At 53.8% G+C, this 21,347-nt stretch carries 14 protein-coding genes and 1 pseudogene; 11 read left to right on the top strand and 4 right to left on the bottom strand.

Annotated elements, in window-relative coordinates; all coding sequences use genetic code 11:
• Positions 1 to 61 precede the first annotated feature (61 nt).
• Positions 62 to 808 (top strand): hypothetical protein, encoded by a 747-nt coding sequence (locus RHJ02_RS10655; protein WP_310800203.1) that lies wholly within the window; start codon positions 62 to 64, stop codon positions 806 to 808.
• Positions 809 to 849: 41 nt separating this feature from the next.
• On the opposite strand, the gene ruvX is transcribed toward RHJ02_RS10655, so the two are convergent.
• Positions 850 to 1,305: a Holliday junction resolvase RuvX gene (ruvX, locus tag RHJ02_RS10660; protein ID WP_149819291.1), complete on the bottom strand. Its 456-nt coding sequence runs from the start codon at positions 1,303 to 1,305 to the stop codon at positions 850 to 852.
• 90 nt (positions 1,306 to 1,395) lie between these two features.
• Here ruvX and ileS point away from each other — a divergent pair, with 90 nt between their 5' ends.
• The 5 genes and pseudogenes from ileS to RHJ02_RS10685 all read left to right on the top strand — a co-directional run bounded on the left by ileS (position 1,396) and on the right by RHJ02_RS10685 (position 5,936).
• A complete protein-coding gene (gene ileS, locus RHJ02_RS10665) occupies positions 1,396 to 4,257 on the top strand; it encodes an isoleucine--tRNA ligase (protein ID WP_310800204.1) in 2,862 nt (953 codons plus the stop codon).
• 4 nt (positions 4,258 to 4,261) lie between these two features.
• Positions 4,262 to 5,074, top strand: coding sequence for a site-specific DNA-methyltransferase (locus tag RHJ02_RS10670; RefSeq protein ID WP_310800205.1), 813 nt, complete (start codon positions 4,262 to 4,264; stop codon positions 5,072 to 5,074).
• Positions 5,071 to 5,214 (top strand): hypothetical protein, encoded by a 144-nt coding sequence (locus RHJ02_RS10675; protein ID WP_310453483.1) that lies wholly within the window; start codon positions 5,071 to 5,073, stop codon positions 5,212 to 5,214. Before RHJ02_RS10670 ends, RHJ02_RS10675 begins: the two co-directional genes overlap by 4 nt.
• Before the next feature lie 75 nt (positions 5,215 to 5,289).
• Positions 5,290 to 5,538: pseudogene (locus RHJ02_RS10680) on the top strand (IS630 transposase-related protein); the annotation flags it as partial.
• 26 nt (positions 5,539 to 5,564) lie between these two features.
• On the top strand, positions 5,565 to 5,936 hold the full coding sequence (locus tag RHJ02_RS10685) for a pentapeptide repeat-containing protein (RefSeq protein WP_302678276.1): 372 nt from the start codon (positions 5,565 to 5,567) through the stop codon (positions 5,934 to 5,936).
• On the opposite strand, the gene gltX is transcribed toward RHJ02_RS10685, so the two are convergent.
• Both gltX and RHJ02_RS10695 read right to left on the bottom strand, forming a co-directional pair.
• The gene (gene gltX / locus RHJ02_RS10690; protein ID WP_206200143.1) at positions 5,926 to 7,383 is read right to left on the bottom strand and encodes a glutamate--tRNA ligase; all 1,458 of its coding nucleotides are present in this window, start codon (positions 7,381 to 7,383) and stop codon (positions 5,926 to 5,928) included. The two genes, RHJ02_RS10685 and gltX, sit on opposite strands and share 11 nt — an antisense overlap.
• A gap of 58 nt (positions 7,384 to 7,441) precedes the next feature.
• The gene (locus RHJ02_RS10695) at positions 7,442 to 9,541 is read right to left on the bottom strand and encodes a TIGR00300 family protein (RefSeq protein WP_310800206.1); all 2,100 of its coding nucleotides are present in this window, start codon (positions 9,539 to 9,541) and stop codon (positions 7,442 to 7,444) included.
• A 259-nt stretch (positions 9,542 to 9,800) separates the two neighbouring features.
• On the opposite strand from RHJ02_RS10695, the gene tig reads away from it, so the two are divergent.
• From tig to clpX, 3 genes are all read left to right on the top strand, one after another.
• On the top strand, positions 9,801 to 11,270 hold the full coding sequence (tig, locus tag RHJ02_RS10700) for a trigger factor (RefSeq protein WP_310743034.1): 1,470 nt from the start codon (positions 9,801 to 9,803) through the stop codon (positions 11,268 to 11,270).
• 84 nt (positions 11,271 to 11,354) lie between these two features.
• Entirely contained in the window at positions 11,355 to 12,044 is a 690-nt protein-coding gene (gene clpP / locus RHJ02_RS10705; protein WP_149819305.1) for an ATP-dependent Clp endopeptidase proteolytic subunit ClpP, read from the top strand.
• Positions 12,045 to 12,076: 32 nt separating this feature from the next.
• Entirely contained in the window at positions 12,077 to 13,399 is a 1,323-nt protein-coding gene (gene clpX, locus RHJ02_RS10710; protein WP_149819308.1) for an ATP-dependent protease ATP-binding subunit ClpX, read from the top strand.
• Here clpX and RHJ02_RS10715 read toward each other — a convergent pair.
• Positions 13,396 to 14,115, bottom strand: coding sequence for an SDR family oxidoreductase (locus RHJ02_RS10715; RefSeq protein WP_310743035.1), 720 nt, complete (start codon positions 14,113 to 14,115; stop codon positions 13,396 to 13,398). The two genes, clpX and RHJ02_RS10715, sit on opposite strands and share 4 nt — an antisense overlap.
• Before the next feature lie 163 nt (positions 14,116 to 14,278).
• Between RHJ02_RS10715 and RHJ02_RS10720 the strand changes: the two genes are divergently transcribed.
• Together RHJ02_RS10720 and RHJ02_RS10725 are read left to right on the top strand one after the other, a co-directional pair.
• Positions 14,279 to 18,976 (top strand): translocation/assembly module TamB domain-containing protein, encoded by a 4,698-nt coding sequence (locus RHJ02_RS10720; protein ID WP_310800207.1) that lies wholly within the window; start codon positions 14,279 to 14,281, stop codon positions 18,974 to 18,976.
• 88 nt (positions 18,977 to 19,064) lie between these two features.
• A complete protein-coding gene (locus RHJ02_RS10725; RefSeq protein ID WP_310800208.1) occupies positions 19,065 to 21,347 on the top strand; it encodes a cache domain-containing protein in 2,283 nt (760 codons plus the stop codon).

Here is a 21,347-nt window from a genome sequence, read left to right on the forward strand (position 1 = left end):
CCCCACTCAAGGGGCGGCACTTGCAAGCACGGCTCGGTAAATTAATCCTGTCAATTAAGTCATGACAAAGGCATACACTCCTGACGATGTTTGGCGATTACTAGGGGAGCTGTTAGAAGCTCAAAAGGAAACCGAACGCCATTTCCAAGAAACAGAGCGCCGCTTCCAAGAAACAGAGCGCCGCTTTCAAGAAACAGAGCGCCGCTTCCAAGAAACGGATCGGCGATTTCAAGAGACAGATCGGCGATTTCAGGAGACGGATCGGCGATTTCAGGAGACAGATCGGCGATTTCAAGAGACGGATCGGCGATTTCAAGAGACGGATCGGCGATTTCAAGAAACGGAACGCTTGTTGCGGGAAGAAGCGCGCCAACTCAATCAGCAACTGGGGAAACTGGGCAATCGCCTTGGGGAATTTGTGGAATGGCAGGTGCGCCCCGCCGTGCTGCGCCTATTTCAGAGTCGCGGCATTGCCGTCTCTCAGCTTTACAGCGATGTCATTCTCCAAGATGGCAATGAGAGTTTAGAAATTGATCTGCTAGTCGTCAATACCAATCAAGCGGTTCTCGTCGAGGTGAAAACCAAACTGAGCCAAGGGGATGTGGATGAGCATTTAGAGCGGATCGCGAAATTTCGTCGTTTGGCACACCAGTATCGAGACACCCAGCTCTTGGGAGCGGTGGCAGGGATGATCGTGCCCCCTGAGGTGGCTCGCTATGCCTATCGGCAAGGGTTATTTGTGTTGGCGCAGTCGGGAGATGGGGTGGCGATTCTCAATGATGCGCAGTTTCAGCCCCGCACATGGTAGCCCGTGCCCAAGAATTTGAGCAGACAACTTTTGAGCCTCCGTTATAGCTGCGGATCAGCGGGTGCCAGTGTTGCTTTTGCGGCTTGAGAACGGGCATCGAGCCATTGTTGCAAAATGAGGGCAGCAGCAATTTGATCCACTAAGTCCTTGTGGTGACGGGGCGATCGCCGCCGCTGTTTGAGGATTTCCTCCGCTTGAAAGGAGGTTAGCCGCTCATCCATATATTCCACGGGCAAGTTCAAGGCCGCGCCAATTTTTTCCGCTAGATGTTGCACTTGCCGGGCTTGGGAACCCAGTTGACCATCGAGGGTGTAGGGCAAGCCCACAATTAACTTCTCTACCCCTCGCTCTTGGCAAATCTGGCGAAGCTGCGCCACATCACTGGCAAAATTGCGCCGCTGGATGGTTGTAATGCCTGTGGCCAACTGCCCCAAGCGATCGCACCCTGCCACACCAATGCGCTTGCGCCCCAGATCCAAACCTAGAACGGAAATCATCCTTGAGTGAATAAGAACAGTTCTCCTACAATTGAATCCATTCCCGATTTTTTCTTGCCCTCCAACGATCATACCCCGCTGTACCCACCCATGACTGACGCGACCCCCGACTACAAAGACACCGTCAACCTGCCCCAAACCACCTTTGAAATGCGGGCAAATGCAGCCACACGGGAACCCCAATTACAGGCCTTTTGGGCACAGCACCAAATTTATGAAACGCTGCAGCAAACCAATCCGGGTGAGGTCTTTATTCTCCACGATGGCCCCCCCTACGCCAATGGCGCTCTCCACATTGGCCATGCCCTCAACAAAATTCTCAAGGACATCATCAACAAGTATCAACTGCTGCGGGGACGCAAGGTTCACTACCGCCCCGGTTGGGACTGCCACGGCCTGCCCATTGAACTCAAGGTACTGCAAAACCTGAAACCCGAACAGCGTGCCCAGCTTACCCCCCTGACCCTCCGCCAACAGGCCAAGGAATTTGCCCTCAAAACCGTTGCCGAGCAAAAGCAGAGTTTCCAACGCTATGGGGTTTGGGGCGACTGGGAGCACCCCTATTTGACCCTCACCCCTGACTACGAGGCCGCCCAAATCGGCGTTTTTGGTGAAATGGTGCTGCGGGGCTATATCTATCGCGGTCTCAAGCCCGTCCACTGGAGTCCTAGCTCCAAAACCGCCCTCGCCGAAGCCGAGCTGGAATATCCCGAAGGCCACACCTCCCGTAGTCTCTATGCCGCCTTTGAAGTCATCGAACTGCCGCAAGGGCTAGCCAAATCGTGGTACAAAGCCCTCGGCAAATTGGGGGTTGCCATCTGGACAACGACCCCTTGGACCATTCCGGCCAACTTGGCGGTGAGTGTCAATCCGGATCTCACCTATGCCCTTGTTGAAGTCAAACCCAGTGCCCGCTACAAATATTTGATTGTGGCCAAGGATCTGGTGGAGCGCCTTAGCCAAACCCTTGCTTGTACCCTCAAGGTGGTGGCCACCGCCAAAGGGGCTGACTTGGAAAATGGGCGCTATCGACATCCCCTCTTTGAGCGCGAGAGCAAAATTGTCATTGGCGGCGATTATGTCACGACTGAATCGGGGACGGGTCTGGTTCACACGGCCCCTGGCCATGGCTTAGAGGACTATGCGGTGGGTCAGCGCTATGGCTTGCCAATCCTGTCGCCCGTGGATGAAAATGGCTGCTTTACAGCAGAAGCGGGACAATTTGCCGGTCTCAATGTCCTCAAGGAAGGGAATGAGGCGGTGATTGCGGCACTGCAAGCGTGTGGCGCCCTCCTCAAGGAAGAACCCTATGTCCACAAGTACCCCTACGACTGGCGCACGAAAAAACCAACCATCTTCCGCGCCACGGAGCAGTGGTTTGCTTCCGTTGAAGGCTTTCGCGATGCCGCCCTCAGGGCGATCGCCGAGGTGAAGTGGATTCCTGCCCAAGGGGAAAACCGCATTACGGCAATGGTGGCGGAGCGTTCCGATTGGTGTATTTCGCGGCAGCGCAGTTGGGGCGTGCCCATTCCCGTCTTTTATGACAAAGCCACGGGGGAACCCCTGCTGACGGCAGAAACCATTGCCCATGTGCAAGCCATTATTCGCGATCGCGGGTCTGATGCTTGGTGGGAACTCTCCGTTGCGGAATTGCTGCCTGAATCCCTACGAGATCAAGCCGATCGCTACGAAAAGGGCACCGATACGATGGATGTCTGGTTTGATTCTGGCTCTTCCTGGGCGGCGGTTCTCGGCGATCAACAGGCGGATCTCTACCTCGAAGGCTCTGACCAACACCGCGGCTGGTTTCAATCCTCATTGCTAACACGGGTTGCCGTTAAAGGCCAAGCCCCCTACAAAGCAGTCCTCACCCACGGCTTTGTCCTCGATGAGCAGGGACGGAAAATGAGCAAGTCCCTCGGCAATGTCACGGATCCCCGCGAAGTGATTGAGGGGGGCAAAAACCAAAAGCAAGACCCTGCCTATGGTGCCGATGTATTGCGTCTGTGGGTGTCCTCCGTGGACTATGCCAATGATGTCCCCATTGGTAAAAATATCCTCAAGCAGTTGGCGGATGTCTATCGCAAGATTCGCAATACGGCTCGCTTTCTCTTGGGGAATCTTCACGACTTTGACCCCGATCAAGATGCCATTCCCTATGCCCAACTGCCCGCCTTGGATCGCTACATGCTACATCGGCTGCATGAAGTCTTCAGCGAAGTAACGGCGGCCTTTGATAGCTTTCAGTTCTATCGCTTTTTCCAAACGATTCAAAATCTTTGTGTTGTTGATCTGTCGAACTTTTATCTCGATATTGCCAAGGATCGGTTGTACATCAGTGCTGCCGCGAGCGATCGCCGGCGCAGTTGTCAAACGGTTCTGGCCGTTGCCGTTCAAAACCTCGCCCGTGCTATTGCCCCAGTGCTTCCCCATTTAGCCGAAGATATTTGGCAGCATTTGCCCTTCAAAACCCCCTATCTTTCGGTTTTTCAAAGCGGCTGGGTACAGCTTCCTGCCCAGTGGCAGGATCAGGAGCTAGCCAGTGAGTGGCAGCGCCTGCGGCAACTACGCCTAGAGGTGAATAAGGTGCTCGAACAGGCCCGTGCCGAAAAGCTCATTGGCTCCTCTTTGGAAGCCAGAGTGTGGCTCTATGTTGCTGATCCACAGTGGCGCGATCGCCTTCAGGACATGAATCCCAGCGATGCCCTCAGTGGCAATGGGGTGGATGAACTGCGCTATCTCTTTTTGGTTTCCCAAGTGGAGCTGATGCCGCAACAGGCAGGGGTGGACGTACCCTATGTCCTTGAAGCCGAAGGACTATGGATTGGTGTTGGTCATGCCAAGGGTGAGAAATGCGTCCGCTGCTGGAATTATGCTGAAAGTGTGGGACAATCGGCCTTGCATCCCCAGTTGTGCGATCGCTGTCAAGCCGCCCTAGAAGGGATGTTTTAGATCATTGAGCGAAAGCATACTAGAGATTGATCGTATCTACCAAGCTGATGCTTTTACCCTCTTGCCCCAGATTGAAAGTGCGAGCATTGATCTCATTATTTGCGACGGCCCCTACGGTGTAACCACCAATCCATGGGATCGCATCTCTAACATCCAAGAGTTTAACCTCAAACTCATCACTATCTTTGCTGAAAAATTGAAAGAGGGAGGAGCACTCTACCTTTTTGGTAAACCTGATTGTATTGACTTTATTGACTACCGTCCATTTCTTAACTTACAGGCAAAAATTGTCTGGTATCAGCCCAGTCGCCTAGCTCAAGGACGGATCAACTACACAAATAACTATGATCTTATTTGTTACTTTATTAAAGGCCAGCGTCCCAAAACCTTTAACTTAGATGCTATTCGGGTACCACAGCTAGTAGAGCTAGAGCACCGTCGTCGTTGTGAGCGGGTACCATCAGTGATTAATGGTAAGTATGGCAAAACTAAATTCAATGAAGAAGGTAAAAACCCAGGAGATGTCTGGGGAGATATTAAACAGCTCACGTATAAATCAAAAAAACTAGTAGCTCGCGAAGCACTCAATACCATTCAAAAGCCAGAGCAGCTGATTGAACGCTTAGTCAAGGCAAGCTCTAATAAGGGTGACTTAGTGCTTGATCCATTTGCCGGTGTCGGTACAGCCCCTGTAGTTTGTAAACGCTTGGGAAGGCATTTCATTGCTATTGAGCAAGATCAAAAGTTTGTCCAAGCAGCAAACGAGAGATTACGTGAGGCAGAGTATGAAATCGCGGGGAGGCTTTTTGATTGGTGAAACAGCAAGTTTATCGTCAAATTGTTGCTCTGATCCGTCAAGCCTCTCAACTTGCTCAAACAATTGGTATTCGCAACCTACTGCAGCCGGGGTTAGTTAAGGAAATGATTATTGCTGACCTGCTAGGTCACGAACTATAGCCATTTCGAAAGGAGATGAGATATTTTCAAGAGGGATAGGCTATACTCAAAGCGTCATGAATGTTACTCAAGAATATGAGCTATAGCTTGGACTTACGAGAGCGGGTTGTCTCCTATATCAAGCAAGGTGGCAAAATCAGTGAAGCCACTCAAATTTTTCAGGTGAGCCGCGCCACTATCCATCGCTGGCTGAAGCGAGAGGACTTAGCCCCCACAGTTGTCCCCCGTCGTCCTTGGAAGCTGGATTGGGCGGCCTTAGCAGCCGATGTTGCTGCCCATCCCGATGACCGTTTAATCGACCGTGCCCAGCGATTTGGCGTCCAAACTGTGATCTGCGGGGCGCGAACCTAATGGATGCCAATTTGTTTAAGGCGAATTTAGCAGGTGCCAATTTGGAGGGCGCTTATCTGGCGGGTGCGAATCTCTTTGGCGCCAATTTGGAAAGGGCAAACTTGAACCGTGCCAGTCTCTATCTAGCGATTTTGGTCAATGCCAATTTGGCAGGGGCACAACTGGTGGGAACACGCCTCACCCTTAGCAACCTTGTCAATGCCAACCTTAGCGGTGCCAATTTGGAGAATGCGGTCATGAAGGGGGCAAACATGATTGATGTGAATTTGACGGCTGCAAACCTGAAGGGGGCAGATCTCGATCGCGCAAATTTGAGTGGGGCTAATTTAAGCCAAACGATCTTCGATCGCCCCCCAGCCCCTAGGAAGTAACCTGTGCCTGTTTCAATGCTGCCGCAAGTCGCGGTTGATCCCAGCCCCGTTGGTGGAGAATTTGCCACGTGGCCATTAAATCGGGACCGTGGACAGCACCCGTGAGGGCAGCGCGCAGCGATCGCATCGTTGCTCCCTTTTTCACCCCTGCGGCTTTGCTGGCCTGTTGAATCAGGTGTTGTCCCATCTCCACCGTCAGCTTTGGCTCTGTCGGCAAGTGTGCTAGTAGGTACGCCAAAATCGTCGCACTCTGGGGTTGACTCAGTTGAGCCATTGCTTCAGCATCAAGGGTGATGGTGGGTACAAAGAAAACTGCCCCTTGATCAATGGCCTCCTTGAGGGTGTTGAGACCCGGTTGAAGGAGTTGGGCAAGGTCAAGCAACCAAGGGCGATCGCCCCCCTCATCAAAGGCATAGCCTGCCCCCTGCCATAAGGGAATCAGTTCTGCCAAAAGTTCTGCTGGCTCTAGTTGCTGAATGTACTGACGATTGAGCCAATTGAGCTTATCCCAATCAAAGCGGGCACCTGCCTTGTTAATTCGTTCAAAACTAAAGTGCTTCGCCGCCAGATCAAGGGTAAAGAGTTCCCCTATCCCTTCAGGGGGCGACCAACCCAAGAGTGTCATGTAGTTGGCCAAGGCGGGGGCTAAATACCCCATGGCTCGGAAGTCAGAAATGGAGGTCACCCCATCTCGTTTCGAGAGTTTTTGCCCCGCTGAGTTGAGAATCAAGGGAGTATGGGCAAAGTTGGGGGGAGTGGCGCCAAGGGCTTCATAGAGCAAAATTTGTTTGGGTGTGTTGCCAATGTGGTCTTCACCGCGAATGACATCGGTAATGCCCATGGCAATGTCATCGACGACCACCACCAAGTTGTAGAGGGGGTAGCCAATTTCGCCGCGGGGGGCAGCTCGCGCAATCACCATATCGCCCCCCAGATCAGCCCCCTGCCAACTCACTCGACCGCGCACCAGATCCTGCCATTCAATCTGGCGATCGTCCTCAATTTTGAAGCGAATGACGGGGGTGCGTCCTGCGGCATCAAAGGCGGCTTGCTCCTCTGGGGTCAAATGGCGGTGACGGTTGTCGTAGCGCGGGGCTTGTCCCTTGGCTTTTTGTGCGGCTCGCAGGGCATCGAGTTCTTCGGGGGTGCAGTAGCAGTAGTAGGCAAGTCCCTTGTCCAAGAGGGTTTGAATCGCTTGGCGGTACAGATCAAGGCGATCGCTCTGGAAATAGGGGCCTTCATCCCACGTCAGCCCCAGCCATTGCAAGCCCTCAAGGATATTCTCGGTATATTCGGGTCGAGACCGCTCGCGATCGGTATCCTCAATCCGCAGAATGAATTTCCCTCCCCGATGGCGGGCGTAAAGCCAGTTGAACACAGCGGTACGGGCAGTCCCAATGTGCAGATTTCCTGTCGGACTCGGTGCTAAACGAACACGAACTGTCACTGCTGACCTCGAATACAAAAATCGCCCTTTCAATCCTACCCCATTGGCTGAAAAGCTTCTAGGCAAGGGTATAGGGACGATTCAGCCGCTCCAACTGCTGCACCATCAGGCTGAGGAACAGTCCCACATCGGTGACCACGCCCACGGATTCCACAGAACCCCGATCCGCTAGTTTAGTGACGACCGCTGGGTTAATATCCACACAGACGAGCTTCACCCCAGCGGGGGTCATATTGCCGACACCAATGGAGTGCAGCATTGACGAGAGCATCAAAATCATGTTTGCGCCCTGAATCAGGCGGGCATACTCCCGCTGCGCCTCAATTAAATCCATGAGGGTATCGGGCAGTGGGCCATCATCACGGATTGACCCCGCTAGGACAAAGGGCACATTATTCTTCACACACTCATACATCACGCCACTGGTGAGGATGCCCTGAGCCACGGCGTTGGCAATGCTGCCACAGCGACGAATGGTATTGATCACTTTCAGGTGGTGACGGTGACCGCCCCGCACAGGAACGCCCCGCTGCATATCCACCCCCAAGGAGGTGCCCATGATGGCTTGCTCCATATCGTGCACCGCGATCGCGTTACCGCCGAGGAGTCCTTGGACATAGCCTTCACGGATCAGCTTGGCTAAATGCTCACCACCGCCGGTGTGGATAACCACTGGGCCGGCCACCACAATCACTTTGCCCCCCTGATCGCGGATGCGCCGCAGTTCCCAAGCAATTTGTTCCACCACCAGTTCGACGCGGCGTTCACTGGAGACCCCTGATCCCATGAAGGTGAACTCTTGGGTGCTGCGCTGGCTTTCCGTTTTCCGAATCGTGCGGATGCCTTCGACGCCCACGACCACGCGATCGCCCACCTCTAAATCCCGCAGAATGCGACACTCCGCCACCGTGCCTTCCGGGGTTGAGCGCACCACAATCGCCCCATCCATGCGTTGGTTTTGAACCCGAACCCACTCGCCGGCAACTCGTACCTCTGTGGGATAAATCGTGGTTACATAGAAGTCATCCGGGGCAACCCCCGCTTGGGTGACGGTTTCGAGGGTCGCATCACACACCTCTGAGGGCGGTAAAATCGCACCGAGGGTGATCAACTGCGCCATGATCGCATCCATGACCTCGGCATCGGGCGCCATGACCCGAATATCCGCTTGGGAGGGACTTTGCCGTTGTTCGCCAAGATTAAATTGCAGGACTTGGAAACTGCCGCCACTTTCCACAATTGTGTCTAGGACACGGTTCACAAGGCCAGAGTCGAGGAGGTGTCCCTCCAGATGAATGACCCGACTGGGAATTGTCGCCGTGGCATGGAGTTCTTCGCGCACGGGTTCGGTCACCCGCAAGGTCAAGCATTTAGCTGCACCCCCCGCTTTGAGAAATTCTGTCAGGGGCGTTTCCACCACCTCAAAGCCCACTTGGGCAAGGGCAGACTTCAATTCTTGGCTGGCACAGTTGAGAATCACCGTGCGATCGATATTGACGGCATTGCAAGCAAAGTTGACCGCATCAGCCTCTTTAACGGCAATTCGTTTATCCGCTGGTACCCGCAGTTCAATCAGGCGGTTGGAGTAGGCATCAAAGGCGGGAGGATAGTAAAGTAAGTAGCCATCCGTGAGCGGACAAAAACATGTGTCAAGGTGGTAGAAACGCTCATCCATGAGCCGCAGGGAGAGGACTTCAATATCCAGCCACTTCGCCAAATAGGCATGGGAATCCAATTCTGAACGGAAGCCATACCCTGCCCACAGCCAGCGACCCTCACGATCCAAGAGGGCATCTCCGGCTCCCTCAAAGGGCAGTTGCTTCGGTAGCTCAAAAACTTGATACCCCTGAGATTCAAACCACGCTTTGAAATAGGGTTCTTCCCCTTGACGTTCTGGATGATAAAAGCGACTGAGCACCACGCGATCGCCGAGCACCAAGCCCGCATTCGCCGTAAACACCATATCCGGCCAGCCCGGCTGCGGCTCAATCAGGTCAACCGTGGCTCGAGTATGGATAATTTCGTAGAGTTTTTGCCACTGCTCCTGTGCCCGATCGCGGGAGGACTTGTGGATATTTCCCTCCATCCAAGGATTGATCACATAGTCCACCTCATAATGGGTGGGAGGGCACATGAGGAATCGCAGGGTTGAACTCATAGGGGTTGTTTAGAAATCGTTGCAATTTGTGAAAATAGTTAGGTGTGGGCTACACGGCACCCATGACAAACTTTTATTCTATAGGCAGTGGGGATCTTGACGATTGGTTTTGTCATCAAACCTTGACATTACACCCATTGTCCTGTGTCTTTAAGCGCAACTCCATTTGCAAAGAGCAGGGGAAATCTGCGCTAAAATTATAATTTGTGCGATCGCGCACAGCCAACTGACACTACACTGACACCATTTGCGAAGGGGAATGACCTTGACTGACGTGACTGACCTCATTTCCATGACGACTGAACCCCGTGCCAATAGCCAACTCCTCGCCACGATTGAGGTTTCGGGGGCACACTCTCAACAGGTCTATAACCAAGTGGTCAATGATCTCCTTCGCCATACACAGGTACCCGGATTTCGCAAGGGCAAAGCCCCCCGGCAGCTTGTCTTGCAGCAAATTGGCAAAGAGCGGCTGCGCTATGTGGCCATAGAAAAACTGATTGAGGATACCGTCAAAGCCGCCGTCGAAAAGAACAACATCCCCTATCTAGGCAACCTCGAACTCCAAGGGGATATTACAGAGCTACTGAACCAATTTCAGCCGGGGGACAACTTTTCTTTCAGCGTCACGTTTGATGTCGAACCAGAAGTGACAGTCACAGCCTATAAAGGGCTAACCATTGAGTACACTCCCGTCACCTACAATCCCGAAACTGTCGAGAAGCTCTTGCAGCGGCACCAACGGGAGCACGCCACCCTCATTCCCGTCGAAGACCGACCCGCTCAGTGGGGCGATGATGTCACCCTAAAACTGGTGACCAAAGATGAAAATGGGGAGGTGGTGAAGGAACTCTCAGCAGATGAACTGCCCCTGTCCCTCGATGAAGAGCAACCCTTTTTGATTAAAGAAATTCCTGCTGCTGTTGTCGGCATGAGTGTCGGTGAAGCCAAAACGGTGACGGTGTCTGTTGCCGAGGAAGTCAAGGAAGGGAAAGCAGACATCCCCAAACAATTGACTGCTGAGATTGAACTTTTAGGGATTAAAGCACCGGAACTGCCCCCCCTAGACGATGCCTTTGCCGCTGAGCACAGTGAATTCAGTACGATGGCAGAATTGCGGGCCTATCTAGAGCAAAACCATCAGGAGCGAGCTGAAAATCAAGACAAGAAAGCGAAAGAAGCTGCCCTCATTGATACCCTCATTGCCCAAAATCCAGTTGAATTGCCAAAAACCCTGATCCGCAAAGAGGCAGATGTGAAGGTGCGGACGACGCTGATGCAAATTCAGTCCCAAGGCGTTGATCTCAACAAGATCATGACCGAGGAACTCTACGAAAAAATGCGTCAAGAGGCAGAGCCGGGGGCAGCGAAGGAGGTGCACTCCCGTTTATTGTTGAGGGCGATCGCTCGTCAAGAGGGCATTGAACCTAGTCCCGACGCAGTGGAGGAACGGCTGAACCGCTACAAAGAGGTGTTGGGCAACCAAACAGCCAAGGATCTAGAACGACTCCGCGAATTTGCCCACGATGAAGTGCAGCAGGAGGAAGCCCTCAACTGGCTCCTAGAGCAAAATACATTTCAGCCAGTGCAGTCCGACACAGCCACTGAGCAGCCCACAGCGACTGCTGAAGCGCCCAAAGATACCCAGACGGAGGCCGTTGCTGAAAAGCCATCTAAGCCGCAAAAACGCTCTGGGAAAAAAGCAAGTTCTGCCCCAGCCCAAGAATAGTTCGGCATAATGAAAGTGATGATCCCTACGGGGACAAACCGCTAGTTACAATTAATTACAAACGAACCGTCATTCTAGGCAACTATGCTGCAATCGCGTTACGACCATCCCCTCAGTGCCATTCTGCGCTCTCCAGCGCTCAACCTGCCGCCTACCCATGCCAATATTGTGCCGATGGTGGTTGAGCAGTCGGGGCGGGGTGAACGAGCCTTTGATATCTACTCGCGACTCCTGCGGGAGCGGATCATCTTCCTAGGGGGAGGTGCGGGCGATCGCCGCGGCATTGATGATGCGGTTGCTGACTCCATCGTGGCACAGCTTCTATTCCTTGATGCCGAGGATCCGGAAAAAGACATTTACCTGTACATCAACTCACCGGGTGGCTCGGTTACAGCCGGCATGGCCATCTACGACACCATGAAGCACATTCGCCCCGATGTGTGTACCCTCTGCTTTGGCTTGGCGGCGAGTATGGGTGCCTTCTTACTGTCTGGCGGTACCCCCGGCAAACGGATGGCGCTGCCCCATGCACGGATCATGATTCACCAGCCCCTCGGAGGTGCCCAGGGTCAGGCAGTGGATATTGAAATCCAAGCGCGGGAAATTCTTTACCACAAGCGCAAGCTCAATGAACTCTTGTCACAGCACACGGGGCAACCCATCGAGCGCATTGAAGCTGATACGGAGCGGGATTTCTTTATGTCCGCTGAAGAGGCCAAGGCCTACGGTCTGATTGATCAGGTGGTGACGCGGCAGACCCTCCCTAGCCACTAAGTACACCCTACGTGCAACCCTAGAGGTTCCCTATGGCCAAATATGATACCCACCTCAAGTGCTCCTTTTGTGGTAAGTCACAGGAACAGGTGCGTAAACTCATCGCCGGCCCTGGGGTCTATATCTGTGATGAATGCGTAGAACTGTGTAATGAAATCCTCGATGAGGAATTGGCCACCGTTCCCAATGCGGCGGCTCCCCGTCGAGACTCCACACCGTCGCGATCGCCCCGCAGCACACCCCGCAGTCGGCCCCTCAGCCAAGTGCCCAAGCCTCGGCAAATCAAGGAATTTCTTGATAAGCACGTGGTTGGCCAGCATGAAGCTAAGAAAATCCTCTCAGTTGCGGTCTATAACCACTACAAGCGCCTGAGTCTTTTGGATGGTGATCAGCGGGGCGATGACAACGTCGAACTGCAAAAGTCCAATATTCTCCTGATTGGCCCGACGGGTTCTGGCAAGACCCTCTTAGCTCAGACATTGGCGAAGCTCCTCGATGTTCCCTTTGCCGTTGCCGATGCCACTACCCTCACGGAAGCCGGCTATGTGGGGGAAGATGTGGAAAATATCCTGCTGCGCTTGCTGCAAACCGCCAATATGGATGTGGAGGAAGCACAACGGGGGATTATCTATATTGACGAGATTGATAAGATTGCCCGCAAAAGTGAAAATCCCTCAATTACCCGTGATGTGTCCGGGGAAGGGGTACAGCAGGCGCTGCTGAAGATGCTAGAGGGGACGATCGCCAATGTGCCGCCGCAGGGGGGGCGCAAGCATCCCTACCAAGACTGCATTCAAATTGACACGACGAATATCCTCTTTATCTGTGGGGGCGCCTTTGTTGGTTTAGAGAAAACCATTGAGCAGCGGGTGGGCAAGAAGGCAATGGGCTTTGTCCGCGATGGCGAACCCCTCCCCAAGGAAAAACGCTCTGCGGATATTCTCAAGCAACTGGAACCCCACGATCTGGTGAAGTACGGCATGATTCCAGAGTTCATTGGCCGTATTCCCGTGGTGGCCGTGCTAGAGCCGTTGGATGTGGCCGCCTTGGCAGAAATTCTTACCCAACCTCAAAACGCGCTCCTGAAGCAGTACCAAAAACTCATGCGCATGGACAGTGTGGAGTTGCGCTTTGAACCGGCGGCGGTAGAGGCGATCGCCCAAGAGGCCTACCGTCGTAAAACCGGTGCCCGTGCCCTGCGCGCTATTGTTGAAGAGATTATGCTGGACGTGATGTACGAACTGCCTTCCCGCAAAGACCTGCGCGAATGTACCATCACGCCCGAAATGGTGGAAAAACGTTCCACGGCTGAACTACTCCTGCATCCTTCTTCGCTGCCTACGCTTTCTGCTTAGAAGAAGACGTGGCTATCGGGCATCAAGCTCAACTCAAGGGGAACCGCATGGGGATCCGTTTCTAGGGTAGCGCGAATCAGACGGGCAACGGTGGCCGGTCGCAGCAGTTTCTGGCGATCGATTTTGAGGCTGACGGCATCCCAAAAGGGCGTATCCACACCGCCAAAGTAGAACAGACTAAAGCGAATACCATAGCGCTTGAGTTCTTCGGCCATACACTTGCTGAAGCCCACGACTCCAAATTTCGCAGCACAGTAGGCTGACCCCATCGCCATTGAATGTTTACCGAGGATACCGACAACGGTGCAGATGTGTCCCTGTTGTTGCTCTTTCATGAGTTCGGCAGCCTGTTGGCTGGTGTAAAAGCAACCCTTAAGGTTGAGATCCAACATCTGATCCAGTTCAGCCGCAGTAATTTTTTGATAGGGCTTGAGGAGGCCAGCCCCCGCCGCGTTGATCAATACATCGAGTCGTCCCTGCTCACTGCGGATGGCTTGCATTAATTCGCTCACTTGCGCCGGCTGGGTGATGTCACAGGGCTGAATTTGTACGGTGACTGAGGAGGGAAGCTGCTCTACCAAAGCTTGCAGGCGATCGCTCGAGCGAGCCGCTAAGACCAACTTGGCACCCGTTTCTTGGAGTTGCTCAACAACGGCTTGACCAATGCCACCTGTGGCACCCACCACTAACACCACACGATCTGCTAAGACACTCATTTTGTTACATTTCTTTACGTTCATCCTTTTATCCTAGCGTTTCTTGAATTGCCCAGAACCTACCCATCGCTTGGGCAATCAAATTTAGAAAGACGAGCCTTTGTTCTGCGTATTAGGATTGAGCTGTTAAGCGTCTTGCCTAGGTGTGACGGAGTTGGGATGAATGACGCAGCAACCACAACCCCCCTTTACCCTTTGGTCTCGTCAGTGGGGATGGAGAATGATTGCCTTGGTGGTGCTCGGTGGAACGCGGGCGTGGTGGTTTGTGCACTATGAATTGGCTCCTGAAATTGCCCAACAACTACAACAGCGTCTCAATCGGCCAGTGGAAATTGGCGACGTTGAGCACGTCGGGCTGAATGTTGTTCGTTTTGGCTCCTCAGCGGTTCCCAGCTACACGTCAGAAGATGGCACTCCCGAGTTGGACAACGCGCTAATCAATGGCATTGAAGTCGCCTTTAATCCATGGCAGCTTCTGACAGGTCAAAAACTAGATCTCGATGTGACTCTCCACCAACCCCAACTCACGGTGGTTCAGGATGCCCAAGGGCGGTGGTGGCGCACAGAAGTTCAGCTGCCAGAGGAGGAGCCGAGCTTTTTTCAACTGAATCAAATCAAGGTGAAGGTGCGGGATGGCTCTGTGCTGGTTCAACCCTTTCGGCGTCCTGCCTACCTGCTGTACCAAATTCATGGCGGATTGACCCTGACGCCCGATCGCCAGAATTTTGCCCTCGAAGGTCAAGCGGAAGGACAACTGGCCGGGGGTGGCCAATGGCGATTGCAGGGGGACTGGAACCAACCCCAAGAATCAGGACAACTGGATTTGCGCTTCAGTAAGATTCCCCTTGGGCTCGGGAATGAGATTCTGCCAGAGACCATTCGTGTCCAAGGCGGCCAATTGGAGGGGCAATTACGGGTTCGTCTGCCTTTACCAGAAACCCCCGAAGTCACGGGTCAAATTTGGTTGCGGGATGGTACTTTACGCACGGCCTTTGTGCCCCAAGACATCAAGGGATTACAAGCCCATGTGCAATTGCAGGGCAATCAGGCAAAGCTGCACTATTTGCGCGGGGCGATCGCCAATGTCCGCTGGCAGGCTCAAGGCACCGTCGGTCTCCGAAGCGGCTGGAACATTGAAGCGCAAGTGCCGAGGTTTGATCTCGCCCCTACCTTAACGGCCTTGCAGATTACGCCACCGGTTCCCCTGCGGGGTCAAGTGGAAGTTCCCACCCTTCGCGTGCAGGGGGATCTGGAGAATCCCCAAGTCATGGGTGAACTGCGCAGCCAAACGCCGCTCCAAGTGGATCAACTGCAACTGCAACAGGTACGGCTGCCGTTTATGGCGTCCCTTGAGCAAGGGGTTAGGCTGATGGAGGTTCGCGCCCAGTTGGTGGATGGCGGTGAGGTACAGGCAACGGTTGGGGTAGAACCCACGGGCGAGTTTCGTGGCCAAGCACAAGTGCAGCAGGTGAATCTGCAGGCGATCGCCCGCCGCTACGATGTGGCTCCGCCCGTGTCCCTAGGGGAGGGGTTTGCACAACTGGACTTTGGTGGTAATCTGCGTACCCCAGAGGCTTGGCAGGCCAATGCCGCCTTTCAACTACCGACGGCTCAGTATCCACTGCGGGGCACCGCCCGTCTGACGCAAACTCAACTGCTCGTTCCGGAGTTTCAAATGCAGTTTTTAGGGGGGCGTCTGCGGGGTCAAGTGCAAGCCGCCGCCGGTCAGTGGCAGTTGCAGGCTCAGGCTGAGAATATTCCCCTACGGCAGTTGAATCAAGAGTTACAAGGTCGTCTCAGTGGGCAGGCGATCGCCCAAGGACGGGTGGATCAACTAACGCTACCAGCGATTCGAGCTAGTGCCAATCTGCAAGTGGATCAAACCCCCACGGGTGATCCGCTGATTGCAGTTGTGAACTGGGATGGTCAGCAATTGCAAGTCCAAGAAGCCACCCTCGGTGCGATCCGCGCCCAAGGCACTATTGGTGTTGATTTAGCGGCCTTACAACCCACTGACATTCAATTGGGCATCCAAGCCAGAAATCTCCCCCTGAGTACCTTAAGCACTTTCTTGGAACCGAATCTCCCCGTTCCCCTCACCCTTGCAGGTACCACGTCCTTTCAAGGCCAACTCACAGGCCGCCTCGATAGGCTCCAGTTTCAGGGGGCACTGCTCACCCAAGGATTGGCGGTGAATGATTTGCGCTTTGCCCCTCAACTCACGGGCACGGTTACCTTGAGCCAACAACAGGGGGCAGCCCTCAATGTACAGGGGGGGGGCGATCGCTTGGCATTTCGTTTGGATGCCGATGGCTTACCCCGCTCACTGCTGGTTCAACGGCAACAGGCGCAACTGATCGGCCAGCGCCAAGGGGAGAGCTTTGATCTGCGTCTGCAGCAGTTTCCTGTGGAATCCCTGCGGTTACGGCTCCCGGAACTCCCCGAAAAAGCCATTCTCGCAGGAGTGGCCTCAGGCAATCTCCAGTTGCAAAATTGGACGAGGGGGCAGGGTAGTTTTACCGTAGAGCGACCGGGGTTAGGGGCATGGCGGGGCGATCGCCTGCAAGCGCAATTCCGTCTGAGTCGCGATCGCCTGACGATTCAATCTGGCCTTTTTACAAAAGGGGAAAGTCGCTATCAATTCACTGCCGATCTCCAGCCTCAACAATTGGGGGCGCAGTTGACGATTGCCCAAGGCAATTTAGCGGATTTAACGGGACTCGCCATCGTCCTCGGGATTGGCCAACCCACCGCTCGGGGGACTGCCGCAGATTTGGGCACACCCACCGCAGGGGAAGGTCTGCAAGTCTCACTGCTCACACAAATTCGCCGCCTTGCCGAAATTGAGATGCTACAAGCCCAAGCGGCTTTGGTGCGGCGGCCGGAGCTGCTGCCCCCCTTGGAGCAACTTCAGGGGACTTTTAATGGCCAAATCAATCTGAGTCAAACCCCGCAGTCGGGTCTGGTGGCCAGCTTTGATCTTAAGGGCGCCAATTGGCAGTGGGGAAATTACGCAGTTGATCAGTTTCTGAGTCGCGGTCGCTTTGCCCAAAATCAACTGGTGCTGACAACCCTCAATCTGCTTGTGAATGGTGGGCAATTAAACGTCAATGGCATTCTTGGCGGTAACCAGCAAAATGCCCAACTGCGGCTAGAGCAATTCCCTGTGAGTCTTGTGGCAAGTCTTTTACCGCCGGGGGTGGATGTGGAAGGTAAGGTGAATGCCCAAGCGGTGTTGACTGGCTCATGGCAGCAGCCCATTCTCGCCGGTGAGGCGACCCTTGCGGAGGGTCGGTTGAATCAACGTCCCTTGGAGGCAGCGAATGCCACATTCCGCTACGCCCAAAATCGTCTTGCCCTTCAGGCGATCGCCCGCTTGGATACGCCAGAACCGCTCATGGTGACAGGTTCGGTTCCCTTGATCTATCCCCTTGACCCGCGACCCGTGGTGGACCCGCAGTTAGCCCTAGATGTGAGTGTCAAGGATGAGGGATTGTCGTTGATCAACCTCTTTACCGATCAGGTGCAATGGCAACAAGGAAGGGGAGTTTTCCAAGCCCAACTGCGGGGAACGTGGGCGGAGCCGATGGTGAATGGCGTCCTGAGTGTGGATGATGCGGTGATTAAAACTCCTGCCTTTGAGGAACCGGTGACTAATCTCAGTGCACGGGTGCGCTTCGATCGCGATCGCCTGCGGGTGGATGGCATTCAAGGTCTCTTTAGCCAAGGGCAAATTACCATGGCAGGGGTGTTACCAATTCAGACTCCCTTAGCCTCAGATGATCCCGATACTGCCACACCCCTCACCGCGTCCTTGCGACGCTTGCAAGTGAATGCCGGCAATATCTATCGCGGCACCGTAGATGGCACCCTCGTGATTACGGATACGCTCCTGAGTCCTGATTTGGGGGGCAGTGTCCAACTCAGCCAAGGCCGTTTGGATTTAGGCGCCATCAATGGTTTGGTCAATGGCAATGGGTTAGCCACTCCTGCTGACAGTCCCTTTGAACCCCTAGCTTTTGATAACTTGGTAATTAATATCTCAGATGCCTTGCGGGTGACGCGATCGCCCGTTCTCAACCTAACGGCCACTGGCAGTTTAACCCTCAATGGGGGTCTCAATAGTCTCCAGCCTGACGGCAAAATTCGCCTCACAGGCGGGCAACTGAATCTGTTCACCACCCTCTTTTTGCTCCAGCGGCGAGCGGATAACTATGTGCTCTTTACTCCCACCAATGGCTTAGATCCCGAACTCAACCTCACCCTTGCTGCCACTGCCACTGAAGTTTATACCCCCGGCACCGTGACGCGACTCTCCGATGCGGGTTCCCTCACAGCCACCAGTCTGGGAACATTGAACACCATTCGGATCACTGCCCGCATCAATGGTCGTGCCAGTCAATTGCAAACCAATTTGCCTGCGGTGCTTGAGCTATCCAGTACCCCTTCGCGCAGCACGACCGAACTCCTTGCCTTGATGGGCGGTGGTTCAATTGCGGATCTCAACCAAGTGGGGGGAGAAGCGGCGGTGGCCAGTCTTGCCGGATCAGCTCTTTTCAACAACCTACAGGCATTGATTGATCAGGCCACGGGTAACCGCACTTCCTTTCGGATGTTTCCAGCCGTCGTGCCCCCCGATCGCCAGGCCCAAAGCCAAGCCCCAACCCTTGCCCTAGGGGCTGAACTGGGTTTTCAAGTGAACAGTTTTACCTCGGTTTCCCTCTTGCAGTTGCTCACCGCTCCCAGTGATCCGACGCGCTTTAACCTTGGGTTTCAGGTGACAGAGCAGATTCGCCTTGGCGGACAGGTGAGCACCAGTGGTCAGGGCACAGGCTTTATTGAATTCCGTTACCGTTTTTAAGGTCGTCTAAGATCAATGTACTGCCAGCAACGCTCAAGCTTGGAAAGTAGCAATTGCGGCAGTTGCAGTAGCCTCGGTATCAATCTTGATGAAAAATTCCGCTAGAGCCTTATCTCAACGATTCTCGACCGCATGGCAGCGGTTAAGTCTGCGTTGGAAATTTACCTTGGCCTTGGCTCTTGTGGCGCTCTTTCCAGCCGTGATTATTACCGAAGCCCTGATTCAGGTCAGTAATCATAACTTCGATCGTCAACTTGAGCAGCAACTGCGCTCTAGCTTGCAGGATTTGCAGTGGGAAATTGATAACTTGGCCTATGAGTCTCGCATTCAAGCCCTCTTGATTGCCAATGGGATGTATGTGCAGCACGTGGGTCAACCCCTCACCCGTATGATGAATCCCTCCACTATCCGCGATCTGCTTGAGGAGGTGGATCCCACTGAGCGTCCCATGAATCTGATGCTGGTGAGCGATGCTAGTGGTCAGGTACTCGCCCAGCAAACAATGGTCTTGGCTAAAACGGGAGAGGCACTCCTCGACTTGACCCCCGAAACCCATTCCTACTATCGTCTCAGCTCACATCAAGCCAGCAGTATTGCTCACTTACCGATGTTTCAAGTGGCTCGCGATCGCCAGCAGATGATTAGCGGTCTGGTGCTCCTCAGTCGTGAGCAGTTACAAGAACTGGGCTTAGCCCAGCAGGCCAAGATCACATTGCGTCCTCAACCCATTGCAACTCTACCCGCCAAGCAACAGCCAGCCCCTGTCGGTACCTACCCCATTGCGGACGGCAATATTGGCTTACTGGCCTTTGCCGCAAAGCCTCTCTATGAAAACAACCAATTTCAGGGGCTAATTCTGACGGGCATTTTACTCAACAATATGCCAGATCTTGTGGATGCCACCACAGAATGGTCCACGGTAGATACGGTGGCAACAATTTTTGCCCAAGATTTGCGGATTGCCACCAATGTACCTTACACCGATGGTCAGACTCGCGCCCTTGGTACCCGCGTTGCTCGCGAAGTGGCCACTCAAGTGCTCAATCAGGGCAAAACGTTTTTCGGCACAACTGACATTTTGGGTTCTCCCTATGTAACGATCTACAGTCCATTGCAGGACTTTCGCCAGCAGCTCGATTTGCCGCATCCACCGCCCATTGGTATCGCCTTTGTGGGGAAGTCCCAAGCGTGGATTCATACCATGACCACCCAGAAACGGTTGGTGGCCTTTGCCATTACCCTTGGTGCCCTGTTGTTGGCCAGTGTTTGGGCCTATCTCACGGCCAATGCCATTGTCAAACCCATTCAATCCTTGGCGACTTCGACCCGCCGCGTGCAGGCAGGCGATTTGACGACACTGGTACAGGTGCACTCCCTTGATGAGGTGGGGGAACTGGCCAATGCCTTTAATGCCATGATGCGCCAGTTGCGGATCTCTTTTGAGGAGTTAGCCCAGAAAAACCACTCCCTTGAGCAGATTCGTGATGAACTGCTTGAGGCCAATGAACAGTTTGAGGCGGTACTCAATGCTGTACCGGGTACGATCTCGTGGATTAATGCCGAGGGCATCTATAAGGGGGTGAATCGCAAGTTGGCAGAAACCTTGAATTTGCCACCAGAGGCGTTTATTGGTCGTCCCTTGGGCTTTTTGCGTGAGGATAGAGAGTTGGCAGCCTTTATGCAGGAGTTTGTGGATTCTCCCGATCAATTTGCCTCACGCGTGATCTCCGTTAAGCGCAATGGTCAAACCGCATTTTACCTCGTGGCTTTGCAAAAATACATGCAGGGTACCCATACGGTTGCCGTCGGTATTGATATTAGCGATCGCATTCGCGCCGAGGAAGCACTGCGCATTGCTGAGGAAAACTACCGCAGTATTTTTGAGAATGCCCTTGAGGGGATTTTTCAGGCGTCAACAGAAAATCGGTTTATTCGGGTCAATGCCGCCATGGCCAGAATTTTTGGCTTTGACTCTCCTGAAGAAATGGTGCAGAGCGTCACCAGTATTCGCGACCAAATCTATGTGGAAGCCAGCACCCGTGATGAGATTCTGAATCATTTTGCAACTGGAGGAACAACGGGACATTTTGAATTCAAGGCCTATCGGCGCGATCGCCAGATCATCTGGGTCGAATTGGATATGCGGGCGGTCTGGGATGCCGAGGGCAAGATTCTCTACTATGAAGGATTGGTGCAGGACATTACTGAGCGCAAACAGCGTGAGCAAGCGATGCAGCAGCAAATCGAAGAGCTAAGGGTGGAAATTGATCACGAAAAACGGCGGCAGCAGGTGGCAGAAATTACCGAAACGGAGTACTTTCAGCAATTACGCCGTGAGGCGAACTATTTGCGTCAGCGTCGCCAGCGCTAA

Source organism: Thermosynechococcus sp. TG215 (assembly GCF_031583455.1).
Taxonomy (GTDB): Bacteria; Cyanobacteriota; Cyanobacteriia; order Thermosynechococcales; family Thermosynechococcaceae; genus Thermosynechococcus.

Bases quoted from the DNA above. Each gene is read 5' to 3' on its own strand.
- RHJ02_RS10655 (WP_310800203.1), top strand. From the start codon at position 62: ATGACAAAGGCATACACTCCTGACGATGTTTGGCGATTACTAGGGGAG.
- ruvX (WP_149819291.1), bottom strand. From the start codon at position 1,305: ATGATTTCCGTTCTAGGTTTGGATCTGGGGCGCAAGCGCATTGGTGTG.
- ileS (WP_310800204.1), top strand. From the start codon at position 1,396: ATGACTGACGCGACCCCCGACTACAAAGACACCGTCAACCTGCCCCAA.
- RHJ02_RS10685 (WP_302678276.1), top strand. From the start codon at position 5,565: ATGGATGCCAATTTGTTTAAGGCGAATTTAGCAGGTGCCAATTTGGAG.
- RHJ02_RS10695 (WP_310800206.1), bottom strand. From the start codon at position 9,541: ATGAGTTCAACCCTGCGATTCCTCATGTGCCCTCCCACCCATTATGAG.
- tig (WP_310743034.1), top strand. From the start codon at position 9,801: ATGACCTTGACTGACGTGACTGACCTCATTTCCATGACGACTGAACCC.
- clpP (WP_149819305.1), top strand. From the start codon at position 11,355: ATGCTGCAATCGCGTTACGACCATCCCCTCAGTGCCATTCTGCGCTCT.
- clpX (WP_149819308.1), top strand. From the start codon at position 12,077: ATGGCCAAATATGATACCCACCTCAAGTGCTCCTTTTGTGGTAAGTCA.
- RHJ02_RS10715 (WP_310743035.1), bottom strand. From the start codon at position 14,115: ATGAGTGTCTTAGCAGATCGTGTGGTGTTAGTGGTGGGTGCCACAGGT.
- RHJ02_RS10720 (WP_310800207.1), top strand. From the start codon at position 14,279: ATGACGCAGCAACCACAACCCCCCTTTACCCTTTGGTCTCGTCAGTGG.
- RHJ02_RS10725 (WP_310800208.1), top strand. From the start codon at position 19,065: ATGAAAAATTCCGCTAGAGCCTTATCTCAACGATTCTCGACCGCATGG.